Raw genomic sequence first — 23,604 nt, 5'->3', positions numbered from 1 at the left:
ACCCCGGTGTCAGGATCTTCTGCGTCGATGCTTCTGGAATGTGCGGGAGCGGGCCCGGCTACTTGATCAGGTAGATCGTGGCGAAAAGGCCGATCCAGACGACATCGACGAAGTGCCAGTAGTAGGACACGACGATGGCGGCGGTCGCCTGCTCGTGCGTGAACCTCTTGGCCGCGTAGGTGCGGCCGAGGACGAACAGGAAGGCGATGAGGCCACCCGTCACGTGCAGACCGTGGAAACCGGTGGTCAGGTAGAAGACCGAGCCGTAGGGGTCCGAGGAGAGCGAGAGCCCCTCGTGCTTGACCAGCTCGGTGTACTCGTACACCTGGCCGCCGATGAAGATCGCACCCATCACGAACGTGACGATGAACCACATCCGGAGCTTCTTCACGTCACCGCGCTCGGCGGCGAACACGCCGAGCTGGCAGGTGAGGGAGGAGAGCACCAGGATCGTGGTGTTCGTCGCCGAGAACGGGAGGTTCAGGAAGTCTGCCTTCTCCTTCCAGAACTCGGGACCGGTCACCGATCGGAGGGTGAAGTACATCGCGAAGAGGGCCGCGAAGAACATCAGCTCGGAACTCAGCCAGATGATGGTTCCGACGCTGGTGAGGTTCGGCCGGTTGACCGACGGGTGCGCGTGCCCGGTTTCTACTGTCGTTGCTGTCGCCACGACCGACATTATGTCGGTCGCTTATCCCGCCCTCACTCCCGGGGGTGCCGTTCGGGGTGTCCGCAGCGTGTGTACTGCCCGTATGGCCCATCGCAGGCGTGTTCAAGCGGGTGTTGACGGGGTGTTCAAGGGAGTAGCATCCGCCGCATCGGGCTCTGCCCGTTCATGGCCGTACGACACTGATGTCACGGAGGAACCATGCAGGCGACCGCCACGGTGCTGGTCTACAGCGACGACTCCAACACCCGCGAGCAGGTGCGGCTCGCCACCGGACGCAGGCCCGCTCCCGACGTCCCCCTGGTCGAGTTCGTCGAGTGCGCGACGCCTGACGCCGTCATCAAGGAGCTGGACCGGGGCGGGATCGACGTCTGTGTCCTGGACGGCGAGGCCGTGCCCATGGGCGGCATGGGGCTGTGCCGGCAGGCCAAGGACGAGATCTTCAACTGCCCGCCGATGCTGCTGCTGATCGGGCGGCCCCAGGACGCCTGGCTGGCCACCTGGAGCCGTGCCGAGGCCGCGGTGACGCATCCCGTGGACCCGGTGGAGTTCGCGTCGGCGCTGGCGTCCCTGCTGCGTCAGAAGAGGGCCCTGAGCGCCTGAGAGGGCCGCTCAGACCGATTCGGGACGCAGTCTCGCCTTCTCCTCCGGGCGGGGGCCCTCGGGGCTTCCGCCCACCAGGGCGCTGCCCTTGCGCCACTTCTTCCAGCCGAGGTTCCAGTCCCCGAAGCCGTTGCCGAAGGCCTCCATGGTGTCGCCGTAGGAGTTCACGACCTTGACGACGTCACCCTCACGGACGTTGTCGAAGAACCACTCGGCGTTGCCGGTGCTCATGCCCGTGCAGCCGTGGCTGACGTTGGCGTAGCCCTGTGACCCCACCGACCAGGGGGCGGCGTGCACGTACTCGCCGCTCCAGGTGACGCGGGTGGCGTAGTAGACGGGCAGGTCGTACGACTCCGAGGAGCCCTCGGAGATACCGATGCTGGTGCCGCGCATCCGTACGAAGTACTCCTTGCCGAGGACGACCTTGACGCCATTGCGGGTCTCGAAGCCGGGCTTCCCGGTGGTGACCGGGATCTCGTTGATCGCCTTGCCGTTCCTGTAGACCGTCATGGAGTGCGAGGACGCGTCCGTGACGGCGATGACCCGGTCGCCCGTGGTCAGCTTGAGGGGCTTGACCTTGCCGCCCCACAGCCGGTCGCTGATCTTGACGCCGTCCAGGTTGCTTCGAACCTGGATGGTGGCCTTGCTGGGCCAGTACTCCTTGGGGCGGTAGTGGAGTTCCTTGTCGTCCACCCAGTGCCAGGCGCCTTCCACGGCCGGCATCGAGTCGACCTTGAGGGCGCGCTCGACTATGGCTCGTTGTGCCTTGTCCTTGACGGGCTTGCTGAGTTCGGCCGTGATGGGCTGGCCGACGCCGTACTTGCCCGCCCGGGGACCGAAGGTGACCTTCAGGCGCTTCTTGGTGAGGGGCTTGCCGGTGTCGAAGGCGAGGACCTTGCGGCCGGGCGCCCCGTCCTCGTCCTCGGTGCTCACCCGCACCGTGTAGTGGGCGCTGGCGGCCAGCGGGCTGGTGCTGTGCCAGCGGGTGCCGTCGGCGGAGAGTTCGCCCACCACATAGCGACCTGTCGCGTCCAGGGCCGTGACGTCCGTGATGCGCCCGTCGTCGTCCTCGGCGGTGACCTCGAGGGGCTTGTCCGGGTCGGCCTTCTTGCCGTCGCCCGAGGGGCCGTTGAAGGAGATCTGGTCCGCCGCGTCGTACGGCGCCGCCGACAGCGGATTGCCGTCGCCGCCACAGGCGGTGGCGCTCGCGGTCAGGGCGACCACCAGCAGGGTGCAGGAGATGACGGTGCGCGTACGCGGAGTCTGGCTCATGACTTCACGCTAGGAAGCTTCGTCGGCGGCGGCGCGGTGGGTGACTCGTACGAGGGAACGGCACTGCTGCAAAAGCGGGAAGCCCGGACACTCCGTACGGAGTGTCCGGGCTTCTTCGCGCTCAGCTCGTGCTACTGGGTGCGGTTCTCACCGCGGTAGTACTCGAAGACCCAGCCCCACAGGCCGATCAGGATCAGCGGCGCCGAGAAGTACATCAGCCACCAGCCGATCGCGATCGACAGGAACGCCAGGGCGCCGCCGATGGCGAGGGACAGCGGCTGCCAGCTGTGCGGGCTGAAGAACCCGATCTCGCCGGCGTCGTCCGCGACGTCCGCTTCCTTGTTGTCCTGTGCGCCGACGTCGACCCGCTTGGCCGTGAAGCCCAGGTAGAAGCCGATCATGATGCACAGGCCGAAGGCCAGGAAGAGCGCCGTGGTACCGGCGGGCTCCTTCGACCACACGCCGTAGACGACCGCCATGGCGAGCACGAAGACGCTCAGCCACATGAACATCCAGCCTTGGACCTTCACTTGCCGGCCTCCTTGCCACCAGCCAGGGCCTTCTCACCGTGAGGCGCGTTCTCGAGCTGGTCGAGAGCCGCGATCTCCGGGTGATGCAGGTCGAACGCCGGGGATTCGCTGCGAATCCGCGGCAGGGTGAGGAAGTTGTGCCGCGGGGGCGGGCAGGACGTCGCCCACTCCAGCGAGCGGCCGTAGCCCCACGGGTCGTCGACCTCGACCTTCTTGCCGTACTTGGCCGTCTTCCACACGTTGTAGAAGAAGGGCAGGATCGACGCGCCGAGGACGAACGAGCTGATCGTCGAGATCGTGTTCAGGGCGGTGAAGCCGTCGGCCGCGAGGTAGTCCGCGTAACGACGGGGCATGCCCTCGGCACCCAGCCAGTGCTGGACCAGGAAGGTGCCGTGGAAGCCGATGAACAGCGTCCAGAAGGTGATCTTGCCGAGGCGCTCGTCGAGCATCTTGCCGGTCATCTTCGGCCACCAGAAGTGGAAGCCGGAGAACATCGCGAACACCACGGTGCCGAACACCACGTAGTGGAAGTGCGCCACCACGAAGTAGGAGTCCGAGACGTGGAAGTCCATCGGCGGCGAGGCCAGGATGACACCGGTCAGACCACCGAAGGTGAAGGTGATCAGGAAGCCGGTGGCCCAGAGCATCGGTGTCTCGAAGGACAACGAGCCCTTCCACATCGTTCCGATCCAGTTGAAGAACTTCACGCCGGTCGGTACGGCGATGAGGAACGTCATGAAGGAGAAGAACGGCAGGAGCACTCCGCCGGTGACGTACATGTGGTGCGCCCACACCGTCACGGACAGACCGGCGATGGAGATGGTCGCGGCCACCAGGCCCATGTAGCCGAACATCGGCTTACGGGAGAAGACCGGGATCACTTCGGAGATGATGCCGAAGAACGGTAGGGCGATGATGTACACCTCTGGATGGCCGAAGAACCAGAAGAGGTGTTGCCATAGCAAGGCCCCGCCGTTGGCGGAGTCGAAGACATGGGCGCCGAACTTGCGGTCCGCCTCCAGGGCGAACAGCGCGGCCGCGAGGACCGGGAAGGCCAGCAGGACCAGCACCGCGGTCAGCAGCACGTTCCACACGAAGATCGGCATGCGGAACATGGTCATGCCGGGCGCGCGCATGCAGATGATGGTGGTGATGAAGTTGACCGAGCCGAGGATGGTGCCGAAGCCGGAGAAGGCCAGGCCCATGATCCACAGGTCGGCGCCGATGCCCGGGGAGCGGACCGCGTCGGACAGCGGGCTGTAGGCGAACCAGCCGAAGTCGGCCGCGCCCTGCGGGGTGAGGAAGCCACCGACCGCGATGAGCGAGCCGAACAGGTACAGCCAGTAGGCGAACATGTTCAGCCGCGGGAACGCCACGTCGGGGGCGCCGATCTGGAGCGGCATGATCCAGTTCGCGAAGCCGGCGAACAGCGGCGTCGCGAACATCAGCAGCATGATCGTGCCGTGCATCGTGAACGCCTGGTTGAACTGCTCGTTCGACATGATCTGCAGACCGGGCCGGGCCAGCTCGGCGCGCATGAACAGCGCCAGCAGACCACCGATGCAGAAGAACGCGAACGACGTGACCAGATACAGCGTGCCGATCGTCTTGTGGTCAGTGGTGGTGAGCCACTTGATCACGACGTTACCGGGCTGCTTGCGCCGGACCGGCAGTTCGTCCGCGTAGTGGGACTCTGCCGCGGCACCCTGGGGTTCGTTGAGGATGCTCACAGGTTGTTCGTCTCCCGGTTCTTCTCGTGGGCGGTCTGCTCGATGCCCGCGGGAACGTAACCGGTCTGCCCCTTCTCGGCGAGTTCCTTGAGGTGCTGCTCGTAGCGCTCGGGAGAGACGACCTTCACGTTGAACAGCATTCGGGAGTGGTCGACGCCGCAGAGCTCGGCACACTTGCCCAGGAAGGTGCCCTCCTTGTTGGGGGTCACCTGGAAGGAGTTGGTGTGCCCCGGGATGACGTCCTGCTTCATCAGGAACGGCACCACCCAGAAGGAGTGGATGACGTCACGCGAGGTGAGGATGAAGCGGACCGTCTTGCCCTTGGGGAGCCAGAGGGTCGGACCCGGGTTGTTGGTCTGCGGGTTCCGCGTGCCGGGCGTACCGACGTCGTAGACACCGCCGGCGTTCGCCGGGAACTGGTCCTTGAAGCGCTGCGGAATCGCGTCCAGGTTCTTGTCGGTCTTCGCGTCACCGGTGGAACCGTCGACGTCCTCGACGTAGTTGAAGCCCCAGCTCCACTGGAAGCCGACGACGTTGACGGTGACATCGGGCTTCTTGTCGAGGCTCAGGAGCTTCGACTCGTCACGAGCCGTGAAGTAGAAGAGCACCGAGACGATGATGAGGGGGACCACCGTGTACAGCGCCTCGATGGGCATGTTGTACCGGGTCTGCGGAGGAACCTCGACCTTGGTGCGGCTGCGCCGGTGGAACATGGCGCTCCACAGGATCAGGCCCCAGACCAGCACGCCGGTGGCGAGCGCGGCCGCCCACGAGCCCTGCCACAGGGAGAGGATCCGCGGAGCCTCTTCGGTGGTGGGGGTGGGCATACCAAGGCGGGGGAAGTCCTTGTATGTGCAACCGGTCGCGGTCGCCAGGACCAGGCCCGCGGTCATTGCCTGCAGCAGCTTCCGCCGCATCGGGCGCCGCGGCGAGCGGTCGGAGCCGTTGGGACTCACGTAGCGCCTTCCCGAGAGTCTCGCCCGCGCGTATTGGCTGCGGCCTGCCTTACTCGGTGGTCGGTCGCCGCCCTGCGTCGGGCAGGGGTTTGGATGTTTATGCGGACCAAACCCTAGCCGACGCTCTCCGAGGGTTCGCGGGGAGGGGGGCCTACCGAGTCGGGGGTTCGCTGGATTGGCGGCTGCGGGTGCGTTGGGGCTGGTCGCGCAGTTCCCCGCGCCCCTAGGGGGTTAGCGTTGCCGTGTGTCCTATTTCGACGCTGCTTCCAGTGTTCCCCTCCATCCCGTCGCTCGTCAGGCGCTGTTGGCCTCGCTGGACGAGGGGTGGGCTGACCCCGCACGGCTGTACCGGGAAGGGCGGCGGGCTCGGATGTTGCTCGATGCCGCGCGGGAAGCCGCTGCCGAAGCCGTGGGGTGTCGGCCGGACGAGCTCGGGTTCACGCCGTCCGGGACCGCTGCCGTGCATGCCGGTGCAGCTGGGGCGTTGGGCGGGCGGCGGCGCGTCGGACGTCACCTGATCGTGTCAGCGGTTGAACATTCCTCCGTGCTCCATTCGGCCGAAGCACAGGAGAAGGAGGGCGGTTCGGTCACTCGGGTGAGTGTCGGCCGCACGGGGCGGGTGGACCCCGCCGCGTACGCCTCCGCGCTTCGGCCGGACACCGCGCTGGCCTGTCTCCAGTCCGCCAACCATGAGGTGGGGACCGTGCAGCCGGTCGCGGAGGTCGCCGAGGTCTGCCGGGCCGCCGACGTGCCGCTGCTGGTGGACGCGGCGCAATCGCTGGCCTGGGGGCCGGTCGAGGGTGAGTGGTCGCTGCTCACCGGGAGTGCGCACAAATGGGGCGGCCCGGCGGGCGTCGGGCTGCTCGTCGTCCGCAAGGGGGTGCGGTTCGCCGCTCAAGGACCCACGGACGAAAGGGGGTACGGCTTCGAGAACCTCCCGGCGATCGTCGCGGCGGCGGCCTCGCTGCGGGCCGTGCGGGCCGAGGCGGCCCAAGAGGCTCCGCGGCTGCGGGAGCTGACGGAGCGGATCCGGACGCGGGTGCCGCGGCTGGTGCCGGATGTGGAGGTGGTGGGGGATCCGGAGCGGCGGCTGCCCGGGATCGTCACCTTCTCCTGTCTCTATGTCGACGGGGAGACACTGCTGCACGAGCTGGACCGCGAGGGTTTCTCCGTTTCGTCCGGCTCGTCCTGCACCAGCAGCACGCTGACGCCCAGCCATGTGCTGAAGGCGATGGGGGTGCTGAGTGAGGGGAATGTGCGGGTCTCGTTGCCGCGGGGGGCGGCCGCGGAGGACGTGGAGAGGTTCCTCGCCGTGCTGCCGGGGGCGGTGTCGGGGGTACGGGAGACGCTGGGCGCGCCGGTCATGGAGACCGCCGTACGCGATGACGTCCTGGTCGTGGACTCCCTCGGCAAGCGCTGCCCGATCCCCGTCATCGAGCTGGCGAAGGTCATCGGCGATGTGCCGGTGGGCGGCCTGATCCGGGTCCTGTCGGACGACGAGGCGGCGAAGCTGGACATCCCGGCATGGTGCGAGATGCGGGAGCAGGAGTACGTAGGAGAGGAACCGGCGGAACAGGGAACGGCTTTCCTGGTCCGCCGGTCGAGCTGATCTGTCCGTCTTCTACGGCGGACTAGCCCAGATACCCCTTGACCTCACCCGCGGCCTCGTGCCCGTACGCCTTGGTGAAGCGATCCATGAAGTGGGCCCGCTTCAACTGGTACTCCTGCGTACCCACCGTCTCGATGACCAGCGTCGCCAGCATGCACCCGACCTGCGCCGCGCGCTCCAGGGAGACGCCCCAGACAAGACCCGACAGGAACCCCGCGCGGAACGCGTCGCCCACGCCCGTGGGGTCGGCCTTGCGCTCCTCCTCCGCGCAGCCGACCTCGATCGGGTCCTGGCCGACCCGCTCGATACGGACACCGTGCGAGCCCAGCGTCGTGACCCGGTGGCCGACCTTGGCGAGGATCTCCTCGTCCGTCCAGCCGGTCTTCGACTCGATGAGGCCCTTCTCGTACTCGTTGGAGAACAGGTACGTCGCGCCCTCCAGCAGGACCCGGATCTCGTCGCCGTTCATACGGGCGATCTGCTGGGAGAAGTCCGCGGCGAACGGAATGCCGCGCGAGCGGCACTCCTCCGTGTGCCGGAGCATCGCCTCGGGGTCGTCGGCGCCGATGAGGACCAGGTCGAGGCCGTCGACGCGGTCGGCGACGGTCTTCAGCTCGATGAGGCGGGCCTCGCTCATCGCACCGGTGTAGAAGGAGCCGATCTGGTTGTGGTCGGCGTCGGTGGTGCAGACGAAGCGCGCGGTGTGCAGCGTCTCGGAGATACGGACGGACGCGGTGTCGACGCCATGGCGGTCCAGCCAGGCCCGGTACTCGTCGAAGTCGAAACCCGCGGCGCCGACCAGGATCGGCGCGGTGCCGAGCTGGCCCATACCGAAGGCGATGTTCGCGCCGACGCCGCCCCGGCGTACGTCCAGGTTGTCGACCAGGAAGGAGAGCGAGACCGTGTGCAACTGGTCCGCGACGAGCTGGTCGGCGAAGCGGCCGGGGAAGGTCATGAGGTGGTCGGTGGCGATGGAGCCGGTGACTGCGATGCGCACGGCGAGGACTCTCCTGAGGGGAGGGTTTATTGACAGTTCACGCTACCCGGTCGGCACGAGCCTCTGAAGCAGCCAAAACTACCCGATAGTAGATCTTTCTTCGCGGGCTCCGACCTGCATACGGTGCCGTCATGACGAACCTCAAGGTCCACGCCCCCGTTCCGGCCGACCCGGACGGCGATCTCGCGGCGCTGCTCGGCGACTGTGCCCGGATGGCCCCGCACTGGGTGGCTCCCGACCGGGTCACTGCCCTTCCCGTCTCCCCCTCACTCATCCACGGGGTGACCGTTCCGACGAAGTCCGCCCGGCTGCTGGACGCGATGTCGGACTACGGCGACTGAAACAGCGCCTTTCGGGGAACCATGCGCTCCCCCGCCGCGTCCCATCGCTGTCCCCCGTAAAGGGGATGTGGGATACGACCCTCCAGCCGACCGTTTTGACAGGGTCGGGTCAGGGTCATAGGGACAGACGCGCGGCCGAAGGAGCGATGCGGTGAACACCGAGCGACCCGAGAACGACGACGACGCCGAGGTCGGCAAGGCCACGAGCGCCGATGAGGGTGCCGGGGCCACCGAACTCGCCGACGACGAGGGCGGTACGGCGACGGAGGGGGCCCCGGAGGCGGCCGAGGGTGCTGAGGACACCGAGACTCCCGAGGCCGTCGAAGCCACTGCGGCTTCCGAGGCCGATGAGCCTTCCGAGCCCACCGAACCCGCCGAAGCTGCTGACGCCTCCGAGGCTTCCGACGCGTCCGAGGTCTCTCACGCGTCCGAGGTCTCCGGCGCGTCCGAGCTCTCCAACGAGCAGCACGAGGTGCCCCGGGACGGTGAGCCCGAGGTCCCGCGCTCCTCCCGGCGCCGCTCCCCCGTGCTCGTCGCCTCCGTCGCGGCCGCCGTGCTGCTCGTCGGGGGCGGCGGGGCGTATCTCGCCACCTCGGCCTCCGGCGGCTCGGGCGATGGCGGTACGACATCCGGGGCGAACGGCGACGACACTCCCCCGCTGCTCCGGCTCGACGGGTACACCGGGGGCGAGGGCGGCACGAGCGGCATCGCGCCGGGTGAGCCCAACCCGTACGGCGTCACCTACCAGGCCACCGGCACGCTGCCGGACGGCCCCGGTGAGGCCCCCGTGTACCGGGCGAGCGGCGAGGTCACCAAGGACGACGTGGCCCGGCTGGCGAAGGCGCTCGGGGTGGACGGGACGCCGGTCCTGGAGGGCAAGGCCTGGAAGGTCGGCGGGCAGGAGGCGGCCGGGCCGAGTCTCCAGGTGAACCAGCAGGCGCCGGGGGCGTGGACGTTCCACCGGTACGCGCCGGGCACCGACGCCTGCGAGAGCGAGACCGTGTGTGCGAGCGACCCCGCCGCACCGGCCGGCGACCCGGTGAGCGAGGAGGCCGCGAAGAAGGCGGCGGCGCCCGTTCTCAAGGCCGTGGGGCAGGACGACGCGAAGGTCGACGCGAGCCAGGTCATGGGCGCCCAGCGGGTGGTGAACGCCGATCCGGTGGTCGGCGGGCTGCCGACGCACGGCTGGACGACCGGGGTCACCGTCAACGCGCAGGGCGAAGTGGTCGGCGGCAACGGCCAGTTGAAGACGCCGGCGAAGAGCGACACCTACCCCGTCGTGAGTGCCGGGGAGGCGCTGGACCTGCTGAACGCGGCACCGGCGACCGACCACCGCATGGGCATCGGCGGCTGCGCCACCCCCGTACCGCTGAAGGACCGCCTGGAGGCGCCCTGCGGCTCGGAGGGGACGACCACCACGCCGGAGCAGGAGACGATCACGGTCGAGAAGGCAGTGTTCGGGCTGGCCTCGCACTCCGTGGACGCCCGGCAGGCGCTGGTGCCGTCGTGGCTGTTCGAGGTGCGGGCGTCGGGCGGGCAGGACGGTTTCACCGTGACGTATCCCGCGATCGACCCGAAGTTCCTGGCCTCGGCCACGCCGTCCGCGGAGCCGACCGACGAGCCGACGGGGCAGCCGAGCCCGCGGCCGACGGGTCCCGACCCCGACCAGCCGACCGCGGCGCCGGCCGAGCGGGACGTGACGGTGGAGGGCTACACCGCCGAGGGTGACGAGTTGTCGGTCACCTACACCGGTGGGGTCTGCGCCGACTACAAGGCGTCCGTCGTCGAGGGTCTCGACACGGTCACCGTCCAGGTCACCGAGACGCCCTGGCCGGACAAGATCTGCATCATGATCGCGAAGATCTACCACGAGACCGTGCGGCTGGACGCACCGCTGGGCGACCGGAAGGTCGTGGGCACGGACGGCACCGGGATCCCGCTGGAGAAGGCGGGGGCACGGCTGCCGGAGACGTCCGGGGCGCGCTGACCGCCCTGGAACGCGTGAAGGCGGCGGCCCTGTCGGAGGGGGCCGCCGCCTTCACGGACGTAGGGACTGTGTCCTGCGAACGGACTGTGTCCTACGGGATTTAGCTGAACGAGTCGCCGCAGGCGCAGGAGCCCGTCGCGTTCGGGTTGTCGATCGTGAAGCCCTGCTTCTCGATCGTGTCGACGAAGTCGATCGAGGCGCCGCCCAGGTAGGGGGCGCTCATACGGTCGGTGACGACCTTGACGCCGCCGAAGTCCTTGACGACATCGCCGTCGAGGGAGCGCTCGTCGAAGAAGAGCTGGTAGCGCAGGCCGGAGCAGCCACCGGGCTGAACGGCCACGCGCAGGGCCAGGTCGTCACGGCCTTCCTGGTCGAGCAGGGCCTTGACCTTCGCCGCGGCGGCGTCGGACAGGAGGATGCCGTCGCTGACAGTGGTCTTCTCGTCCGATACGGACATCTACATCTCTCCCGGGTTGTACGGAGACTGCTTGCCGACGGTTGCAACCGTCAGGGCCGCGGATTCATTCCGGGCCGAGCGACTTGTCTTTTCGCCTGTCCTTTCATGCTCGCACACCCGCGACGAAGCGAACAGCGGCCCGAAGATCACCCGCCGGTACGGCACCGGGATTCATGTCACATCGACGTTATGACCATCGTCAAAGTGACGTGAACCGGGTTATGATAGATAACGTCAGATCGACGAAAAGTAGAAAGGGTGCGTGTCGTGACCACCGCCCAGACCACGGAGCTCGACGTACAGCCGAGCCCTCTCGCCCTGCTGCTCCTCGGCCGTGAGGCCGACCCGAAGAGCGAGCGGGGTGTGGAGTGCCCCGGTGACCTGCCCTCGCCGTCCGACCCGGACCTGGTGGAGCGGGCCCGCGCGGCCAAGGAGAAGCTCGGGGACAAGGTCTTCGTGCTCGGCCACCACTACCAGCGCGACGAGGTCATCCAGTTCGCCGATGTCACGGGTGACTCCTTCAAGCTGGCCCGGGACGCGGCCGCGCGCCCGGAGGCCGAGTACATCGTGTTCTGCGGTGTGCACTTCATGGCCGAGTCCGCGGACATCCTGACCGGCGACGACCAGAAGGTCGTGCTGCCGGACCTGGCCGCCGGATGCTCGATGGCCGACATGGCCACCGCCGAGCAGGTCGCCGAGTGCTGGGACGTGCTGACCGAGGCCGGGATAGCCGAGCAGGTCGTGCCCGTCTCGTACATGAACTCCTCCGCGGACATCAAGGCGTTCACGGGCAAGCACGGCGGCACGATCTGCACCTCCTCCAATGCCCAGCGGGCGCTGGAGTGGGCCTTCGAGCAGGGTGAGAAGGTGCTGTTCCTGCCCGACCAGCACCTGGGGCGCAACACCGCGGTCCGCGACATGGGGATGACGCTGGAGGACTGCGTCCTCTACAACCCGCACAAGCCGAACGGCGGGCTGACCGCCGAGCAGCTGCGCGACGCGAAGATGATCCTGTGGCGCGGGCACTGCTCGGTGCACGGCCGCTTCAGCCTGGAGTCGGTGCGGGACGTGCGGGAGCGGATCCCGGGCGTCAACGTGCTGGTGCACCCCGAGTGCAGGCACGAGGTCGTGGCCGCGGCCGACTACGTCGGCTCGACCGAGTACATCATCAAGGCCCTGGAGGCCGCCCCCGCCGGTTCCAAGTGGGCCATCGGGACCGAGCTGAATCTCGTACGACGGCTCGCGAACCGTTTCGCGCCCGAGGGCAAGGAGATCGTCTTCCTCGACAGGACGGTCTGCTTCTGCTCGACGATGAACCGCATCGACCTCCCGCACCTCGTCTGGACCCTGGAGTCCCTCGCCGAGGGCAACCTCGTCAACCGCATCGAGGTCGACAAGGAGACCGAGGCGTTCGCGAAGCTGGCGCTGGAGCGGATGCTGGCGCTGCCGTAGGACTCCCGCGGCGCCCGCTCACCCCGAGGGGTGAGCGGGGTCCAGGCTGAAGACCGTTCCGTTCGGCGTGTTCACGACCACCGCCCCGCCGTCCAGCGACACCTTGGACTTGACCGTGTCGCCGCTGGCGAGCTGGTCGGCCTGGGCGCCGGTCTCCCAGAGCAGCGTGCCCTTGCGGGAGTCGAGGGCGGCGACCCGGCCGCTGATGCTGGCCAGGTAGAGCGTGTGGGTGGTGGGGTCGTAGGTGGGCGGCCCCGAGTCCTCGACGCTGGTCCGGGTCTGCCAGAGCTGTTTGCCGGTCAGCGGGGAGACCGCGGTGACCTGGCCGTTGACCCCGGTGATCCAGACGGTGCCGGCGGCCAGGCGGATCGAGCTCGTGTGGCTCCGCGTGAGTCTGGTCGTGGTGGTGGCGCCGGTGGCCGGGTCGAGGAGCCGGATCTCGTCGAAGGCGTTGTCCTGGAGGCGGGCCGGGCCGGAGCCGCCGTCGACCGCGACGGCGACGGCGAGGCGGCCGTCGACGGTGCCGAGCAGGCCGCTCCCGTTCGGGGTGCTCAGACGTCGGCGCACTGTTCCGTCGGTCTTGTCCAGTTCCAGAAGTACGGCGTCCTTGGACTCGTCGTCCGGGAAGCAGTGCGCGTACAGGCGGGAGTCCGCCGTCTCGAAGGTGCAGTAGTCGCCGGCCGGCAGCTGTGCGGTCCAGTGATCGGTGCCGGTGCGCGGGGAACGGGCGGTCACCAGCCGGCCACTGGCGTCGGGGGTCATGACGAAGTCCCCGACCATGAGCTGGTCGGCGCTCGGCCCTCCCCGGTCACGGGTCCACAGCTGGTCGCCGGTCCCGGTGTCGAGGGCGACGATGCTCGACCTGGTGCTCCCGTCGGCCGCGTAGACGTCGTGCTGAAGGATCATCGCGCCGTCCCGCACACCGAGGAGCTCGAAGTTGTTCCCCGAGGAGTCCGCGCCCTCGGCGGAGGTCGCGAGGGCGGAGCGCCAGACGGTGGCGCCGGTACGGCCGTCCAGGCGGACCGGGAGGACGGTGTTGCCCGCGCAGTAGACCGCGCTCTCGTACATCTGGCAGGTGGCGTCGCTCGTGTCCTCGCCGGCCTTCGCCAGCGGGTTGATCTCGCCCGCCGGCGCGGTCTCGAACATCGTCGTCTGCCAGGCCTGCCAGCCGGTGGGGACGGCCGCCCAGCGGGAGTCCCCGGGGGTGGCGGAGCTCGCCGCCGGTTCATCGTCCGAGAAGCCCGGCCCGAACCGCATGTACCACCCCGTCCCCAGCACCAGGACGCCCAGCGTGCAGACCACCGCCAGCAAGGGGCGGCGGCCCCTGCGGCGCCCCGCGCCCCCGGGCCGGGTGACCCTTCCGGGCGGGGCGTGGCCGGTCCCGGCGTAGGTCTCCTCCACGGTCCTCAGGTCGGCCAGCCGCAGGGTCGTGGTGTCCGGGTCCATGGGGTCGGGCTCGGGCAGGGCCTGGGCGAACTCCTTGGCCAGTACGTCCAGTTGGGGCCGGTCGGCGGCCTCCTTGACCAGGCAGCGCTCCAGGACCGCGCGCAACGGCTGCGGCACTCCGTCCAGTCCTGGCGCCTCGTGGACGACCCGGAAGGCGGTCAGGTACGGACTGTCGGCGTCGAAGGGGCCGCGTCCGGTGGCCGAGAAGACCAGGAGCGCGGCGAGCGAGAAGACGTCCGAGGCGGGTCCGACCGTGCGGGCGTCGGTGAACTGCTCCGGTGACATGAAGGGCGGGGTGCCGATCATCTGGCCGGTCTCGGTGAGGGTGTGGTGGTTCTCGGCGGCGCGGGAGATGCCGAAGTCGATGACGCGGGGGCCGTCCTCGGCCATCAGCACGTTGGCGGGCTTGAGGTCCCGGTGCACCACTCCGGCCCGGTGGATGTCCTCCAGCGCCTCCACCAACCCCAGGGCCAGCCGCCGCAGTTCGGTGCTCCGGAGGGCTCCCTGGTCGCGGATCCGTTCGGCGAGGGAGCTGCCGGGGACGTACTGGGTCGCCATCCAGGGCCGTATCGCGTCCGGGTCGGCGTCCACCACGGGCGCGGTGAAGGCGCCGCTGACCTTGCGGACGGACTCGATCTCCTGCCGGAAGCGGGCGCGGAAGACCTTGTCCTCCGCGTACTGGGCGTGCACCACCTTGACGGCGACGTCACGGCCCGAGCGCGATCTGCCCCAGTAGACGACACCCATGCCTCCGGAGCCGAGCCGGTCGACCAGCTTGTACCCGCCGACCGATTTCGGGTCGTCCTTGTGCAGTGGCACGACCGGGATCCCCTTCTCCGTAAAGCAGTTCGAGCCACAAGATACAGAACGCCGAAACGCCGACGGCCGGGCTCCGGACCGTCGTCGTCCAGAACCCGGCCGTCACAGCCGTCACACGCCCGCGGGCTCCGGCTGGGCCGACACCTCCGTCTTCTCGGCCTTCTTCGCCTTCTTGGCCGCCCGCTTCTTCGCCCGGCGCTCCTTGCGGAGCTCCAGCATCGTGTAGAGCGTCGGGACCAGGAGGAGCGTCAGCAGCGTCGACGTGATCAGGCCGCCGATCACGACCACCGCCAGCGGCTGGGCGATGAAGCCGCCCTCGCCGGTGACCCCGAGGGCCATCGGGAGCAGGGCGAAGATCGTCGCCAGGGCCGTCATCAGGATCGGGCGGAGCCGGTGGCGGCCGCCCTCGATGACGGCGTCCACCGTCGGGTAACCCTGCTTGCGGTACTGGTTGATGAGGTCGATCAGCACGATCGCGTTCGTCACCACGATGCCGATGAGCATCAGCATGCCGATCATCGCGGGGACGCCCATCGGAGTGTCCGTGATGATCAGGAGGCCGATGGCACCCGTCGCGGCGAACGGGATGGAGACCAGCAGGATCAGCGGCTGGGCCAGCGAACGGAACGTCGCCACCAGCAGCATGAAGACGATCGCGATCGCCGCGAGCATCGCCAGGCCGAGGTTCTTGAACGCGCTGTCCTGGTCCGAGGTGACGCCGCCGATCGAGGCCGTGGCACCCGCCGGGAGCTTCAGGGCGTCGAGCTTCGAGGTGAGGTCCTGGCTCACCGCGCCCGTGTTGTCGCCCGTCGGCTTGGCGGTGATGGTCGCCGCGCGCTGGCCGTCGATCCTCGTCATCGAGACCGGGCCGTCCGCCAGCGTCACCGTGGCGATGTCTCCCAGCTTCACCGGGCCGAGCTTCAGGTTCCTCAGCTCCTCCAGGGTCTGCGCGGGCTTCGCCGACCTGATGATGACATCGCGCTCGGTGTCGTCCAGGATCGCCTTGGCGGCCGTGGTGCCCTTGACCGCCTCGGCGACGGCCGCGCCCAGGGTCTGGTCGTTGAAGCCCGCCACGGCGGCCTTGTCGTTGGCCTTCACCGAGATGCGCGGCACGCTCTGCGCCAGGTCGCTCGTCACGTCGGTGACGTCGTCCAGGTCCGCGACCGTCCTGCGGACCTCCTCCGACGCCTCGCGCAGGACGTCCGCGTCGGCCGCCTTCACGACCACGCTGAGGTCCTGGCTGCCGAAGCCGTCGCCGGCCGCGATGGTCGTCGTACCGATGCCGTCGAGCTTCTTCAGACCGGCCTCGATACGGTCCTGCACATCCTCGTGGGAGGCCGAGTCGTCCAGCATCACCTGGTACGAGGCCTGGTTGGTGTCGGTGCCGCCGCCGAAGGCCGCCATGAAGCCGGACGAGCCGATGGTGACCTGGTAGTCCTTGACGCCCTTGGTGCCGGCGAGCAGCTTCTCGACCTTCTTGGCCTGCTCGTCGGTGGCCGCCAGGCTGGTGCCGGGCTTCAACTCCTGCTTGACGGTGAGGACTTCCTGCTCGCCCTGGTCGAAGAAGTTGGTCTTCAGTAGTCCGGACATGCCGAACGTGCCGATGAGGATCACCACGGCGATGAGCACGCTGGTCAGACGGCGCCGGGTCGCGAACCGCAGGACGGGGACGTAGAGGCGCTGGAGCCTGCTCCTCGCCTCCTTCTCCTCCGCGAGCCGGCGGGCTTCCTCGGCGTCGGCCGGGGTGCCCTTGGGGGCGCGCAGGAACCAGTACGACAGGACCGGGACGACCGTCAGGGACACGAGCAGGGACGCCAGCAGGGCCGCCGTCACCGTCAGACTGAAGGAGCCGAACAGTTCGCCCACCATGCCGCCGACCAGGCCGATCGGCAGGAAGACGGCGACCGTCGTGAGGGTGGAGGAGGTGACCGCTCCGGCAACCTCACGCACCGCGTTCAGGATCGCCGGCTCGCGCTCCTCGCCGTAGCCGAGGTGGCGCTTGATGTTCTCCAGGACCACGATCGAGTCGTCGACGACCCGGCCGATGGCGATGGTCAGCGCGCCCAGCGTCAGCATGTTGAGCGAGAGGTCGCGGGTCCAGAGCACGATCAGGGCCAGGACCACCGACAGCGGGATGGACACCGCCGTGACCAGGGTCGAGCGGACCGACGCCAGGAAGACCAGGATGACGAGGACCGCGAAGAGCAGGCCGAGCGCGCCCTCGGTGGTCAGACCGTCGATGGCCTTCGCGACCGCGGGGCCCTGGTCGCTGACGACGGTGACCGTCGCGTCCGAGCCGAGGTCCTTACGCATGTCGGCGAGCTTGTCCTCGACCGCGTCGGAGATGGAGACCGCGCTGCCGTCCTGGTCCATCGTCACCATGACGGCGAGGCTGGGCCTGCCGTCGGTGCGGGTGAGGGAGTCGGCCGGGGCCTGCTCCTGCTCGACGATGGCCACGTCACCGATGCGTACGGGCTTCTTGCCGGCCGCGCCGGTGACCATCAGCTCCTCGATCTGCTCGACCGAGGTGAAGCCGCCGCCGACCTGGACGGTGCGGTTGGCGCCGTCCTCGTCGAAGGAGCTGGCCGGGACGGTCGCGCCGCCCGCCTGGAGGGCCTGGGCGAGGGAGAGCGAGGTGAGGCCCGCCTTCGCGAGCTTGGTGTCGTTCGGCGTGACGGTGACCTGGAGGTCGCGGACGCCGTCGACGGTGACCTGGCCGACGCCGTCGATGGACTTCAGGTCCGGCACGACGGTCCGGTCGAGCTGGTCGGCGAGGGCCTGCTGGTCCTTGTCGGAGGTGACGGCGAGGACGACGGTGGGCATGTCGTCCGTGGAGCCGGCGACGACCTGCGGGTCGACGTCGTCCGGGAGCTGGGCACGGGCCCGGTTGACGGCCTGCTGGACGTCGGCGACGAGCTGCTTGGTGCCGCTTCCGTAGTCGAAGGACGCCATGATGACGGCGTTGCCCTCACTGGCCGTGGAGGTGACTCCCTCGATGCCGTCGACCGCTTCGAGGCTGTTCTCGATGGGTTCGACGACCTGCTTCTCGACGACGTCCGGGGAGGCGCCCTGGTAGGGGGCGAGCACGGACACCATCGGCAGTTCGATGGAGGGCAGCAGCTGCTGCTTGAGCTGGGGTATCGCGATCGCCCCGAAGGCGAGCACGATGATCGACATCAGGCCTATGAGGGCACGTTGCGCGAGGCTGAATCTCGACAGCCAGGACATGGGTCGGGGGTCTCGATTCTGTGAGCGGCAGAAGTGGCCCCTACACCCTGTGCCCTGTGGGGCCGGTGTTTCGTAGCTCCCAGGTCCATTTCCTTATGCGGCGCATACTCCGGCCGCAGTACGGCGGGTGACGGTCACTCCACCCTCGGACGTACCAGCCCGGACTCGTACGCGATCACCACGAGCTGTGCCCGGTCCCGCGCGCCCAGCTTGGCCATGGCCCGGTTGACGTGCGTCTTCACGGTGAGCGGGCTGACTTCGAGGCGCTCGGCGATCTCGTCGTTGGAGTGGCCGCCGGCGACCTGGACGAGGACCTCGCGCTCGCGGACGGTGAGCGCGTCGAGGCGGGCCGCGCGGGCGGGGTCGGAGGCGTCGTCCGCCGCGTCGCCCTGGGCGAGGAAGCGGGCGATCAGGCCCTTGGTGGCGGCCGGGGAGAGCAGGGCCTCGCCGCCCGCCGCGATCCGGATGGCACTGAGCAGCTCCTCGGGTTCGCTGCCCTTGCCGAGGAACCCGGAGGCGCCGGCCCGCAGCGACTGCACGACGTAGTCGTCGACCTCGAAGGTCGTCAGGATGACCACCCGGACCTGGGCGAGGGAGGGGTCCTCGCTGATCATGCGGGTGGCGGCGAGGCCGTCGGTGCCGGGCATCCGGATGTCCATCAGCACGACGTCGGCCCGCTCCTCCCTGGCGAGGCGCACCGCCTCCGCCCCGTCGGACGCCTCGCCGACGACCTCCATGTCGGGCTCGGAGTCGACGAGCACACGGAAGGCGCTGCGCAGCAGTGCCTGGTCGTCGGCGAGCAGGACGCGGATGGTCATTCGGGGTCCTCTGCGGCTGGGGGCTCGGTGCCACGATCGGTTGCCGCGGCTGGTTGCCGAGCCTTGGCGTTACGACAACTTCCGCGGGGTGCCCCTGAGTTCCGCGAGTCGGTCATACGGCGTCGTCGGCGGCGCGGCCGCGGGTCTTGACCGGCAGGATCGCATGGACGCGGAAGCCGCCGCCGTAGCGGGGACCGGTGGTGAGGGTGCCGCGCAGGGCGGTGACCCGCTCGCGCATGCCGAGGAGTCCGTGGCCGCCGCCGTCGGCCGGGTCCTCGTCGTCCCCGGCACCGTTGTCGAGGACGGTGATCTCGATGTTCGGCCCTACCCGGACGACGCTGACCTCGGCCTTCGCCTCCGTGCCGGCGTGCTTCTGGACGTTGGTGAGGGCTTCCTGGATGACCCGGTAGGCGGCCAGGTCGACGGCCGCGGGGAGTTTGGTGTCGCCGTCGGCGCGGGCGACCTCGACATGCTGGCCGGCGCTGCGGAAGGTGCCGACGAGTTCGTCGAGGCGGTCCAGGCCGGGGGCGGGCTCGGTCGGTGCCTCGGGGTCGCCGGACTGCCGGAGCAGGCCGACGGTGGCCCGGAGTTCGTTGAGCGCCGAGCGGCTGGCCTCGCGTACATGGGCCAGGGCTTCCTTGGCCTGGTCGGGGCGCTTGTCCATGACGTGCGCGGCGACGCCCGCCTGCACGTTGACCAGGGCGATGTGGTGGGCGACGACGTCGTGCAGGTCGCGGGCGATCCGCAGGCGTTCCTCGGCGACGCGGCGGCGGGCCTCCTCCTCACGGGTGCGTTCCGCCTTCTCGGCGCGGTCCCGGATGGCCTGGACGAAGGCGCGGCGGCTGCGGACGGCGTCGCCGGCGGTGGCGCCGATGCCCGTCCAGGCGAAGATGCCGAGGTTCTCCTGGGCGTACCACGGCAGGGGGCCGCCGAGCATGGCGGCGGCGGTGAGGACGGTCATCGTGAGCAGGCCGACCCGCCAGGTGGTGGGGCGGTCGGTGGCGGAGGCGACGGTGAACAGGGCGATCACCGCGGACATGGCGACGGGGGCGCGGGGGTCGCCGGTGACGCACTCGACGATCGAGAAGCCGCCGGTGAGGGCCAGCACCGTCATCGGGGCGCGGCGGCGGAAGACGAGGGCCGCGGCACTGAGGCCGATGAGGACCAGGCTGAGCGGGTCCGGGGTGCGGAAGCCCCAGGTGACGCCGTCCGGTCCGTGCGGGTCCACGAACGAGCCGGCGACCATGCAGCCGAGGACGCCGGCCGCGAGTACGGCGTCCAGCGCCATGGGATGCGCCGTCAGCTGGTGCCGGACGCGCTCGAGGGTGCTCACGTCTGCCAACGGTACGGGTGCCCCGCGGGGCTTGGAACGGGGGTCAGCTGTAGGTTTCCTGTGCGGTTGCCGGGCGCCGCCGGTGCGGTGGCGCCGGCTCAGCCCGGGATCAGGCCGTCGTCGCTGAGCAGATCCCGGACCTCCTGGAGGGTCGCGTCCGGGGACGGGAGGATCAGGTCCGAGGGTTCCAGGGCGTCGTCCGGCAGTGGCTCGCCCAGTTCCCGGACCTTGGACAGCAGGGCTTCGAAGGTGCGGCGGAAGCCGGGGCCGTCGCCGGTCTCCATCTCCGCCAGCAGTTCGTCGTCCAGTTTGTTCAGCTCGGTGAGGTGGCTGTCGGCCAGCCTCACCTGCCCCTCCCCCATGATCCTGACGATCATGTCGCCCTCCTAGGCGTGGGCCCTACTGCTTGTCGAAGCGTGGGGTGTCCTGCGGCTGCTGCTGGGACTGGGACTGGCCGGTGCCGCCCTCGATCGCCTGCTGGGAGGACGACCCTCCGGCGAGCTCGGCCTTCATCCGCTGTAGTTCCAGCTCTACATCCGTACCACCGGAGAGCCGGTCCAGCTCGGCCTGGATGTCGTCCTTGTGCATGCCGGACTGGTCGTCGAGGGCGCCGGAGGCCAGGAGCTCGTCGATCGCGCCGGCCCGCGCCTGGAGCTGTGCCGTCTTGTCCTCGGCACGCTGGATCGCCATGCCGACGTCGCCCATCTCCTCGGAGATACCGGAGAAGGCCTCGCCGATGCGGGTCTGCGCCTGGGCCGCGGTGTACGTCGCCTTGATCGTCTCCTTCTTCGTACGGAAGGCGTCGACCTTGGCCTGGAGCCGCTGGGCCGCCAGGGTGAGCTTCTCCTCCTCGCCCTGGAGCGTCGCGTGCTGTGTCTCCAGGTCCGTCACCTGCTGCTGGAGGGCGGCACGGCGGGAGAGCGCCTCGCGGGCCAGGTCCTCACGGCCCAGCGCGAGCGCCTTGCGGCCCTGGTCCTCCAGCTTGGACGACTGCGACTGCAGCTGGTTGAGCTGAAGCTCCAGGCGCTTGCGGGACGTGGCGACGTCCGCCACGCCTCGGCGCACCTTCTGGAGCAGCTCCAGCTGCTTCTGGTACGAGTAATCGAGGGTCTCGCGAGGGTCCTCGGCCCGGTCAAGGGCCTTGTTCGCCTTCGCGCGGAAGATCATCCCCATACGCTTCATGACACCGCTCATGGGCTTCGCGCGCCCCCTTCTGACCGAGTCCAGCTTCAGCTCTGCGACAGAACCCACAGTACGGGCCCTGCATCCATTGACGCACTGTTCGGGGACGGATGCGCTCCTCCCCAAGGACGACTGACCAAGGCCTTGCTCCGGCGTAGGGAGTAGGTGACCTTCAGGGTGAGCAGTCGGTCACCGGGTGTCCCCTCTGTCACCCTCCATGACGTCTGGTGTTGCCGGATCGTTCCCCAGCGGGCTGGGGTCCAACCCCGGGCACCCCTTACCCTTGGGTTTTGTGTTCCGTAGCCGTTCCACCAAGGACGAGAAGGCCGCCCCCGCCGACAAGGCGCAGGTGACCGACTCCAGTCAGATCCGCCACCCCGAGGCGAAGAAGGGCCGCCCCACTCCCAAGCGGAGCGAGGCCCAGTCGACGCGTCGCAGCGTGGCCAATACGTCGATGACGCGCAAGGACGCCTCCAAGCGGCAGCGCGAGGAGCGTCGTGCGCAGCTGGAGAGGCAGCGCCAGGCGCTGGCCGGCGGCGACGAGCGGTACCTGCCGGCCCGTGACAAGGGCCCGGTCCGCAAGTTCGCGCGCGACTTCATCGACTCGCGGTTCAACGTGGCGGAGTTCTTCCTGCCGATGGCCGTGATCATCCTCGTGCTGAGCATGGTGCAGGTGGGCGCGCTCCAGAGCATCGCGCTGCTGCTGTGGCTCGTCGTGATCGTGCTGATCGTGCTCGACTCGATCCTCACGGGCGTCCGTCTGAAGAAGCGGCTCGCCGAGCGCTTCCCGGACCAGTCCCGCAAGGGCGCGGTCGCCTACGCCCTCATGCGTTCCCTCCAGATGCGCCGGCTCCGGCTGCCCAAGCCGCAGGTCAAGCGCGGAGAGCGGCCCTGAGCGCTACGCCGTTCACCGGGGGCGCGGCGGATGCCTGGCTGAGCAGGCTGGGCGGGCTGCGGGATGTCGTACGACAGGAGCTGGTGGCCCGCCAGCTCGACGAGCAGATAGCCGGGCGCTTCCCGGTCGGGCAGCGGCTGCGCGTGCTGGACGTCGGGATGGGCCAGGGCACCCAGGCGCTGCGGCTGGCCCGGGCCGGGCATCAGGTGACCGGCCTCGAACAGGACGCCACGATGGTCGCGGTGGCCCGGGAGTCCCTGTGCGCCGAGCCCGAGGGCATCCGGGAGCGGGTGCGGATCATCGAGGGGGACGGCCGGGACACCGGGGTCCACTTCCTGCCGGGCAGTTTCGACGTCGTGCTGTGCCACGGCGTGCTCATGTACGTCGAGGAGCCTGATCCGCTGCTGGCGGGGCTGGCGCGGATGCTCGCACCGGGCGGGCTGCTGTCGCTGCTCGTGCGGAACGCGGACGCGCTGGCGATGCGGCCGGGGCTGTCGGGCGACTGGGCCGACGCGCTCGGGGCCTTCGACACCGTGTCGTACACCAACCGGCTCGGGCTCGATGTCCGGGCGGACCGGCTGGAGACGCTGACCGCGACGCTGGCCGGGATCGCGGCACCGCTGCACGCCTGGTTCGGGGTGCGGGTGTTCACGGACACGGCCGCGGACGGGGCGGAGATCCCCGACGACGTGGCGACGCTGCTGGCCGCCGAGGAGCGGGCCGGGCGGACCGATCCGTACCGCCGGGTCGCGGCGCTGCTGCACCTGTGCGGAGTGCGGGGCTGAGAGTGCCGGGCCGAGAGTGCGCTCGTTCGGGTGAGCAGTGAGAAGGGGCGGCCGGGAGTCGGCCGCCCCTTTCCTCGGGCTTACGCCCCTTCGGCGTGCAGGCTCATCGGCCCGTAGATCTTCGTACTGTCCTCGAACAGGTGCACCTGGTCCGCGCCGCCCTCCGCGAGGTCCTTCCAGTACTCACCGACCCAGGATTCGGCATCCCCTTGCGTGGTGAACTCCTCGGGCTGCACCGCGGGCTGAACCTCCGTCCCGTCGGCCTTCTCGAATCGCCACGTCCATGCCGCCATACAGGCCTCCCTCTGTGAACACGGTGACCTGAGCCTATGCGCTCAGCTGGGAGGTTGTACGGCGACTGCGGGCGGGCGGGGGTTGAGCGCGCAAGATCATGAGTGACCGGCGAAAATCTAGGCGTGGAACTGACTCTTCTCGGCACCGGCGCCCCCGCCGGTCTCCCCCGCCCGCAGTCGCCGTACAACCTCGCAGCTGTGCGC

At 69.3% G+C, this 23,604-nt stretch carries 21 protein-coding genes; 7 read left to right on the top strand and 14 right to left on the bottom strand.

All coding sequences use genetic code 11. The features are described 5' to 3' along the window. Positions 1-58 precede the first annotated feature (58 nt). Complete coding sequence (locus HLK59_RS14600) at positions 59-679, bottom strand: heme-copper oxidase subunit III (RefSeq protein ID WP_171141838.1); 621 nt, start codon at positions 677-679, stop codon at positions 59-61. Between the two features lie 189 nt (positions 680-868). Here HLK59_RS14600 and HLK59_RS14595 point away from each other — a divergent pair, with 189 nt between their 5' ends. After that, entirely contained in the window at positions 869-1,270 is a 402-nt protein-coding gene (locus tag HLK59_RS14595) for a hypothetical protein (protein ID WP_171141837.1), read from the top strand. A 9-nt stretch (positions 1,271-1,279) separates the two neighbouring features. Here the strand turns inward: HLK59_RS14595 and HLK59_RS14590 are convergent, their stop codons facing one another. From HLK59_RS14590 to coxB, 4 genes are all read right to left on the bottom strand, one after another. After that, the gene (locus HLK59_RS14590; protein ID WP_171141836.1) at positions 1,280-2,542 is read right to left on the bottom strand and encodes an Ig-like domain-containing protein; all 1,263 of its coding nucleotides are present in this window, start codon (positions 2,540-2,542) and stop codon (positions 1,280-1,282) included. Between the two features lie 131 nt (positions 2,543-2,673). After that, entirely contained in the window at positions 2,674-3,072 is a 399-nt protein-coding gene (locus HLK59_RS14585) for a cytochrome c oxidase subunit 4 (protein WP_171141835.1), read from the bottom strand. Next, complete coding sequence (gene ctaD / locus HLK59_RS14580) at positions 3,069-4,802, bottom strand: cytochrome c oxidase subunit I (RefSeq protein WP_171141834.1); 1,734 nt, start codon at positions 4,800-4,802, stop codon at positions 3,069-3,071. Before ctaD ends, HLK59_RS14585 begins: the two co-directional genes overlap by 4 nt. Then, positions 4,799-5,758, bottom strand: coding sequence for a cytochrome c oxidase subunit II (gene coxB, locus HLK59_RS14575; RefSeq protein WP_171141833.1), 960 nt, complete (start codon positions 5,756-5,758; stop codon positions 4,799-4,801). Before coxB ends, ctaD begins: the two co-directional genes overlap by 4 nt. A 244-nt stretch (positions 5,759-6,002) precedes the next feature. On the opposite strand from coxB, the gene HLK59_RS14570 reads away from it, so the two are divergent. Next, positions 6,003-7,367 carry a cysteine desulfurase/sulfurtransferase TusA family protein gene (locus tag HLK59_RS14570; protein ID WP_171141832.1) on the top strand — a complete coding sequence of 455 codons (1,365 nt, stop codon included), beginning with the start codon at positions 6,003-6,005 and terminating at the stop codon, positions 7,365-7,367. 22 nt (positions 7,368-7,389) lie between these two features. Here HLK59_RS14570 and HLK59_RS14565 read toward each other — a convergent pair whose 3' ends face one another. Further along, the gene (locus tag HLK59_RS14565; RefSeq protein WP_171141831.1) at positions 7,390-8,364 is read right to left on the bottom strand and encodes a carbohydrate kinase family protein; all 975 of its coding nucleotides are present in this window, start codon (positions 8,362-8,364) and stop codon (positions 7,390-7,392) included. A gap of 131 nt (positions 8,365-8,495) precedes the next feature. Here HLK59_RS14565 and HLK59_RS14560 point away from each other — a divergent pair, with 131 nt between their 5' ends. Both HLK59_RS14560 and HLK59_RS14555 read left to right on the top strand, forming a co-directional pair. After that, complete coding sequence (locus tag HLK59_RS14560; RefSeq protein ID WP_171141830.1) at positions 8,496-8,705, top strand: hypothetical protein; 210 nt, start codon at positions 8,496-8,498, stop codon at positions 8,703-8,705. A gap of 151 nt (positions 8,706-8,856) precedes the next feature. Then, entirely contained in the window at positions 8,857-10,692 is a 1,836-nt protein-coding gene (locus HLK59_RS14555) for a PT domain-containing protein (protein ID WP_171141829.1), read from the top strand. Positions 10,693-10,792: 100 nt separating this feature from the next. On the opposite strand, the gene HLK59_RS14550 is transcribed toward HLK59_RS14555, so the two are convergent. Then, on the bottom strand, positions 10,793-11,149 hold the full coding sequence (locus HLK59_RS14550; RefSeq protein ID WP_019885637.1) for an iron-sulfur cluster assembly accessory protein: 357 nt from the start codon (positions 11,147-11,149) through the stop codon (positions 10,793-10,795). A gap of 267 nt (positions 11,150-11,416) precedes the next feature. On the opposite strand from HLK59_RS14550, the gene nadA reads away from it, so the two are divergent. Beyond that, entirely contained in the window at positions 11,417-12,601 is a 1,185-nt protein-coding gene (nadA, locus tag HLK59_RS14545; protein ID WP_171141828.1) for a quinolinate synthase NadA, read from the top strand. Between the two features lie 18 nt (positions 12,602-12,619). Here nadA and HLK59_RS14540 read toward each other — a convergent pair whose 3' ends face one another. The 6 genes from HLK59_RS14540 to HLK59_RS14515 all read right to left on the bottom strand — a co-directional run bounded on the left by HLK59_RS14540 (position 12,620) and on the right by HLK59_RS14515 (position 21,412). Further along, a complete protein-coding gene (locus HLK59_RS14540; protein WP_171141827.1) occupies positions 12,620-14,866 on the bottom strand; it encodes a serine/threonine-protein kinase in 2,247 nt (748 codons plus the stop codon). A gap of 111 nt (positions 14,867-14,977) precedes the next feature. After that, positions 14,978-18,094 carry an efflux RND transporter permease subunit gene (locus HLK59_RS14535; RefSeq protein ID WP_171141826.1) on the bottom strand — a complete coding sequence of 1,039 codons (3,117 nt, stop codon included), beginning with the start codon at positions 18,092-18,094 and terminating at the stop codon, positions 14,978-14,980. 134 nt (positions 18,095-18,228) lie between these two features. After that, positions 18,229-18,912: a response regulator transcription factor gene (locus HLK59_RS14530; RefSeq protein WP_171141825.1), complete on the bottom strand. Its 684-nt coding sequence runs from the start codon at positions 18,910-18,912 to the stop codon at positions 18,229-18,231. Positions 18,913-19,024: 112 nt separating this feature from the next. Then, positions 19,025-20,245, bottom strand: a complete 1,221-nt coding sequence (locus tag HLK59_RS14525; protein WP_171141824.1) for a sensor histidine kinase — start codon at positions 20,243-20,245, stop codon at positions 19,025-19,027. A gap of 98 nt (positions 20,246-20,343) precedes the next feature. Next, positions 20,344-20,622, bottom strand: coding sequence for a hypothetical protein (locus tag HLK59_RS14520; RefSeq protein WP_171141823.1), 279 nt, complete (start codon positions 20,620-20,622; stop codon positions 20,344-20,346). A gap of 22 nt (positions 20,623-20,644) precedes the next feature. Next, positions 20,645-21,412 (bottom strand): PspA/IM30 family protein, encoded by a 768-nt coding sequence (locus tag HLK59_RS14515; RefSeq protein WP_240982413.1) that lies wholly within the window; start codon positions 21,410-21,412, stop codon positions 20,645-20,647. A 232-nt stretch (positions 21,413-21,644) separates the two neighbouring features. On the opposite strand from HLK59_RS14515, the gene HLK59_RS14510 reads away from it, so the two are divergent. Both HLK59_RS14510 and HLK59_RS14505 read left to right on the top strand, forming a co-directional pair. Continuing rightward, positions 21,645-22,322 (top strand): DUF3043 domain-containing protein, encoded by a 678-nt coding sequence (locus HLK59_RS14510; protein ID WP_171141821.1) that lies wholly within the window; start codon positions 21,645-21,647, stop codon positions 22,320-22,322. An 83-nt stretch (positions 22,323-22,405) separates the two neighbouring features. Next, a complete protein-coding gene (locus tag HLK59_RS14505; protein ID WP_171141820.1) occupies positions 22,406-23,107 on the top strand; it encodes a methyltransferase domain-containing protein in 702 nt (233 codons plus the stop codon). Between the two features lie 80 nt (positions 23,108-23,187). Here HLK59_RS14505 and HLK59_RS14500 read toward each other — a convergent pair whose 3' ends face one another. Next, a complete protein-coding gene (locus HLK59_RS14500; RefSeq protein ID WP_171141819.1) occupies positions 23,188-23,400 on the bottom strand; it encodes a hypothetical protein in 213 nt (70 codons plus the stop codon). Positions 23,401-23,604 lie beyond the last annotated feature (204 nt).

This window comes from Streptomyces sp. S3(2020), assembly GCF_013044505.1.
Classification (GTDB): domain Bacteria; phylum Actinomycetota; class Actinomycetes; order Streptomycetales; family Streptomycetaceae; genus Streptomyces.
Note: the sequence above shows the minus strand (reverse complement) of the source record. Positions and strands in the feature narration are given on the sequence as shown.